Consider the following 4,443-nt stretch of genomic DNA (forward strand, 5'->3'; position numbering starts at 1 on the left):
TCGCCGCCACGATCCTCGGCCGGCCCGAGCCGCGCCGGACCCGCGCGAACCTGCTCGAACCGCTTCAGCCGCTCCTGGCCAAGCTCGCCCGCCGCAAGGCGTCCTGACCCCGGCTCCAGAGCCCGAGGAGGCCCGCCATGTTCGGTCGCAGAAGCGCCGTCGCCCACCCGGCCTCCCCGGCGGGCGCCGCCCTGGCCGCCGCGCCGGTCGCGCAGGCGGCGGTCCCCGTCCTCCAGCAGCCCGACGCGCCCGCCCGGCGCCCCGACCCGATCCCGGTCTCCGCGCCGGTCGTGGTCGAGACGCAGCGCTCGGAGGAATACTATCGCACCAAGAGCATGATCTTCGGCGCGCTGATCGAGGCGATTGACCTCACCCAGCTCGCCCGCCTCGACGGCGAGACGGCGCGCGAGGAGATCCGCGACATCGTCTCGGAGATCATCGGCCTCAAGAACATCGTCCTGTCGATCTCCGAGCAGGAGGAGCTGCTCGACGACATCTGCAACGACGTGCTCGGCTACGGCCCGCTGGAGCCGCTGCTCGCCCGCGACGACATCGCCGACATCATGGTCAACGGCGCGAACCGGACCTTCATCGAGGTCGGCGGCAAGATCCAGCTCACCAGCGTGCGCTTCCGCGACAACCATCAGCTGATGAACATCTGCCAGCGCATCGTCTCCCAGGTGGGCCGGCGCGTCGACGACGCCTCGCCGATCTGCGATGCGCGCCTGCCGGACGGCTCGCGCGTCAACGTGATCGCGCCCCCGCTCTCCATCGACGGGCCGGCGCTCACCATCCGCAAGTTCAAGAAGGACAAGCTCACCCTCGACCAGCTCGTGCGCTTCGGCGCGATCTCGCCGGAGGGCGCCGAGATCCTGAAGATCATCGGGCGCTCGCGCTGCAACGTGGTGATCTCGGGGGGCACGGGCTCGGGCAAGACGACCCTGCTCAACTGCCTCACCGCCTTCATCGAGCACGACGAGCGCATCATCACCTGCGAGGACGCGGCCGAGCTGCAATTGCAGCAGCCCCACGTGGTGCGCCTGGAGACGCGGCCGCCCAACATGGAGAGCCAGGGCCAGGTCACCATGCGCGACCTCGTCAAGAACTGCCTGCGCATGCGGCCCGAGCGCATCATCGTCGGCGAGGTGCGCGGACCGGAGGCCTTCGACCTCCTGCAGGCGATGAACACCGGCCACGACGGCTCGATGGGGACGCTGCACGCCAACTCGCCGCGCGAGTGCCTGTCCCGCATCGAGTCGATGATCTCGATGGGCGGCTTCACCCTGCCCTCGCGGACGCTGCGGGAGATGATCGTCGGCTCGATCGACGTGGTGATCCAGGCGATGCGCCTGCGCGACGGCTCGCGCCGGATCACGCACATCACCGAGGTGATCGGCATGGAGGGCGACGTGATCACCACGCAGGACGTCTTCCTCTACGACATCGTGGGCGAGGACCAGAACGGCCGCCTGATCGGGCGCCACCGCTCGACCGGGATCGGCCGGCCGAAATTCTGGGAGCGCGCCCGCTACTACGGGCTGGAGCAGAAGCTCTCCGCGGCGCTCGACGCCGCCGAGACGGGAGCGGCGGCGTGAGCGGCGCGGTCGATCCGCGGATCGCGATCGGGCTCGGCGCCTTCGCGGCCGCCTGCCTCGTCTACGTCTTCGTGCTGCCGCTGATGGGCGGCGAGCGCCGGGCCGCGCAGCGCCTGAAGACGCTGACGCTTCCGGCCGGCAACGCCCAGGTGCGGGTGGCCGGCGTGAGCCGGCGCGACCAGATCGCCAAGACGCTGAGCGAGATCGACGCCAAGGCGAAGGGTACCACGAAGGTCACGCTGGAGCTGAAGATCGCCCGCGCCGGCCTGCCCTGGAGCGTGAAGACCTTCTGGATGATCTCGGGCGGCATCGGGCTCGTGCTCGCGCTCCTGCTCCTGATGATCACCGAGAACCCGCTGGTGGCGCTCGGCGGCGTGTTCGTCGGCACCGTCGGCGTGCCGCAGTACATCCTGCGCACCCTGCGCGTGCGCCGGATCGCGAAGTTCACGGCCGAGCTGCCCAATGCCGTCGACGTCGTGGTGCGCGGCATCCGCACGGGCATCCCGGTGGGCGACTGCTTCCGCATGGTCTCGCGCGAGGCCGAGGAGCCGGTGCGCGGCGAGTTCCGCACCATCATCGAGACGCAGGCGCTGGGCCTGTCGCTGGCCGAGTCCGTGGCGCGCCTCCACGAGCGGGTGCCGGTGCCGGAGGTGAACTTCTTCGCCATCGTCATCAGCATCCAGCAGCAATCGGGCGGCAACCTCTCGGAGGCCCTGAACAACCTCTCGCGGGTGCTGCGCGAGCGCCGCAAGATGGCCGGCAAGGTCCAGGCGATGAGCATGGAGGCCAAGGCGTCGGCCTCGATCATCGCGGCCCTGCCCTTCGGCGTCGCCGGCATCACGACGCTGACGAGCCCGGACTACATCTCGCTCCTCTGGACGACCGATGCGGGCAAGATCGCCCTGGCCGCCTCCGCCCTGTGGATGGCCGCCGGGATCTTCACCATCAAGAAGATGATCGCCTTCGACATCTGACCGGATCCGTTGAGGCTTCCCGCATGCTCGAACAGATCGCCGCGTGGCTCTTCGATCCCCGCACCCTGGGCACGGTGCTGACCGCGATCGCCGCGGCGGCGACCGCCTTCGCGATCGCCCAGCCGCTGCTCGAAGCCGACAAGCTCGGCAAGCGGATGAAGCTCGTCAGCGACGAGCGCGAGCAGATCCGCCGCCGCGAGCGCGAGAAGGCCTCGACGCGGGCCACGCTCCGGGTCGAGACCAAGACCTACATGAAGGAGGTCGTCGAGCGGTTCGACCTGCGCCGCTGGCTCGGCACCGACACCGCGAAGGTCAAGCTCATGCAGGCGGGCTACCGCGGCCCGCAATCCGAGACGGCCTTCCTGTTCTTCCGCCTCGTCATGCCCGTCGTGATGACGGTGGGGGCGATCTTCTACTTCTTCGTGCTGGAGGTGCTGGACCAGCCGACGCTCGTGCGCGTCGCCCTGGTGATCGTGGCGGCGTATCTGGGCATCAAGGCGCCGGAGCTGTTCCTGCTCAACACCGCCAAGAAGCGGCAGGCCGAGGTGCGCAAGGCCTGGCCCGACGCCCTCGACCTCACGCTGATCTGCGTGGAATCCGGCATGGCGATCGAGCACGCCTTCAAGCGCGTCAGCACCGAGATCGCCACCTCCTCGGTCGTGCTGGCCGAGGAACTGGCCCTGATGACGGCCGAGATGTCCTACCTGCCGGACCGCCGCCAGGCCTACGAGAACCTCGCCATCCGCATCGGGCTCGATCCCGTGAAGGCGGTCGCCACCGCGCTGATCCAGGCCGAGCGCTACGGCACGCCGATCGGGCAGGCGCTGCGCGTGCTCTCCCAGGAGAGCCGCGACCAGCGCATGACGGAGGCCGAGAAGAAGGCCGCGGCGCTCCCCCCGAAGCTCACCGTGCCGATGATCCTGTTCTTCCTGCCGGTGCTGTTCGTGGTGATCATCACGCCGGCGGTGATCCAGATCATGCGCGTGAACTGATCCCGCGCCCGATCCTTGACAAAGCGCCGACCCGCGGCCTATCCACCGGGCACCACGCGCGGCTTCCTCGCAGAAGTCCGCGCGTTTCGCGTTGATGCCGGCCACGCGCCGGGGTCACGACTCAAACAAGAAGCCGGCCCAGGGGATCCGCCCCGGAGGCCGTTCGAGAACACGAGAGAACGATGTTCGCAGTCATCAAGACGGGCGGCAAGCAGTACCGCGTCGCCGCCAACGACACCATCACGATCGCCACCCTCCCGGGCGAGGAAGGCTCCACCGTCGAGTTCGGCGAGATCCTGCTCTTCGCCGACGGCGCGGGCGCCACTCAGGTCGGCGCGCCGACGCTGTCCGGCATCACGGTGACGGGCGAGATCGTCCGCCACGGCCGGGACAAGAAGGTCATCGCCTTCAAGAAGCGCCGCCGCCAGAACTCGCGCCGCAAGCGCGGCCATCGCCAGCACCACACGGTGGTCCGCATCACCGGCATCCAGGCCTGATCCAGGTCTGACAGCGCTGGGCGCGCGAAGGGTCTCCGGACCCGGACCGCGACCGCATCCCCGACCCCAAGAATTCGGAGCATCTCCCATGGCACACAAGAAGGCTGGCGGCTCGTCCCGCAACGGTCGCGACTCGGAAGGCCGGCGCCTCGGCGTCAAGAAGTTCGGCTCGGAGGCCGTCATTCCGGGCAACATCATCGTGCGTCAGCGCGGCACCAAATGGCATCCCGGCAGCAACGTCGGCATGGGCAAGGACCACACCCTGTTCGCCCTCGTACCCGGCAAGGTGCAATTCGAGACGCGCCGCGGGCGCGCCTTCGTGACGGTGGTGCCGGCTCTCGAGGCGGCAGAGTAAGCGGCGGGCGCGCGTAGGCGAAGCGAGCGT

5 protein-coding genes are annotated in these 4,443 nt (G+C 69.3%); all 5 read left to right on the forward strand.

Going from position 1 to position 4,443, the window contains the following annotated elements; all coding sequences use genetic code 11:
• Window positions 1-137 precede the first annotated feature (137 nt).
• The 5 genes from AX737_RS19645 (at window position 138) to rpmA (ending at window position 4,413) form a co-directional block, all read left to right on the forward strand.
• On the forward strand, window positions 138-1,595 hold the full coding sequence (locus AX737_RS19645) for a CpaF family protein (RefSeq protein WP_066924324.1): 1,458 nt from the start codon (window positions 138-140) through the stop codon (window positions 1,593-1,595).
• Window positions 1,592-2,569 carry a type II secretion system F family protein gene (locus AX737_RS19650; protein ID WP_066924326.1) on the forward strand — a complete coding sequence of 326 codons (978 nt, stop codon included), beginning with the start codon at window positions 1,592-1,594 and terminating at the stop codon, window positions 2,567-2,569. The genes AX737_RS19645 and AX737_RS19650 overlap by 4 nt, the downstream gene beginning before the upstream one ends.
• Window positions 2,570-2,592: 23 nt before the next feature.
• Entirely contained in the window at window positions 2,593-3,561 is a 969-nt protein-coding gene (locus AX737_RS19655) for a type II secretion system F family protein (protein ID WP_066924327.1), read from the forward strand.
• 182 nt (window positions 3,562-3,743) lie between these two features.
• Window positions 3,744-4,058 carry a 50S ribosomal protein L21 gene (rplU, locus tag AX737_RS19660; RefSeq protein ID WP_066924329.1) on the forward strand — a complete coding sequence of 105 codons (315 nt, stop codon included), beginning with the start codon at window positions 3,744-3,746 and terminating at the stop codon, window positions 4,056-4,058.
• An 88-nt stretch (window positions 4,059-4,146) separates the two neighbouring features.
• Entirely contained in the window at window positions 4,147-4,413 is a 267-nt protein-coding gene (gene rpmA / locus AX737_RS19665) for a 50S ribosomal protein L27 (protein WP_066924330.1), read from the forward strand.
• Window positions 4,414-4,443: the final 30 nt, after the last annotated feature.

Origin of the sequence: Methylobacterium sp. CCH5-D2, assembly GCF_001556475.1 — a bacterium.
Classification (GTDB): domain Bacteria; phylum Pseudomonadota; class Alphaproteobacteria; order Rhizobiales; family Beijerinckiaceae; genus Methylobacterium; species Methylobacterium hispanicum.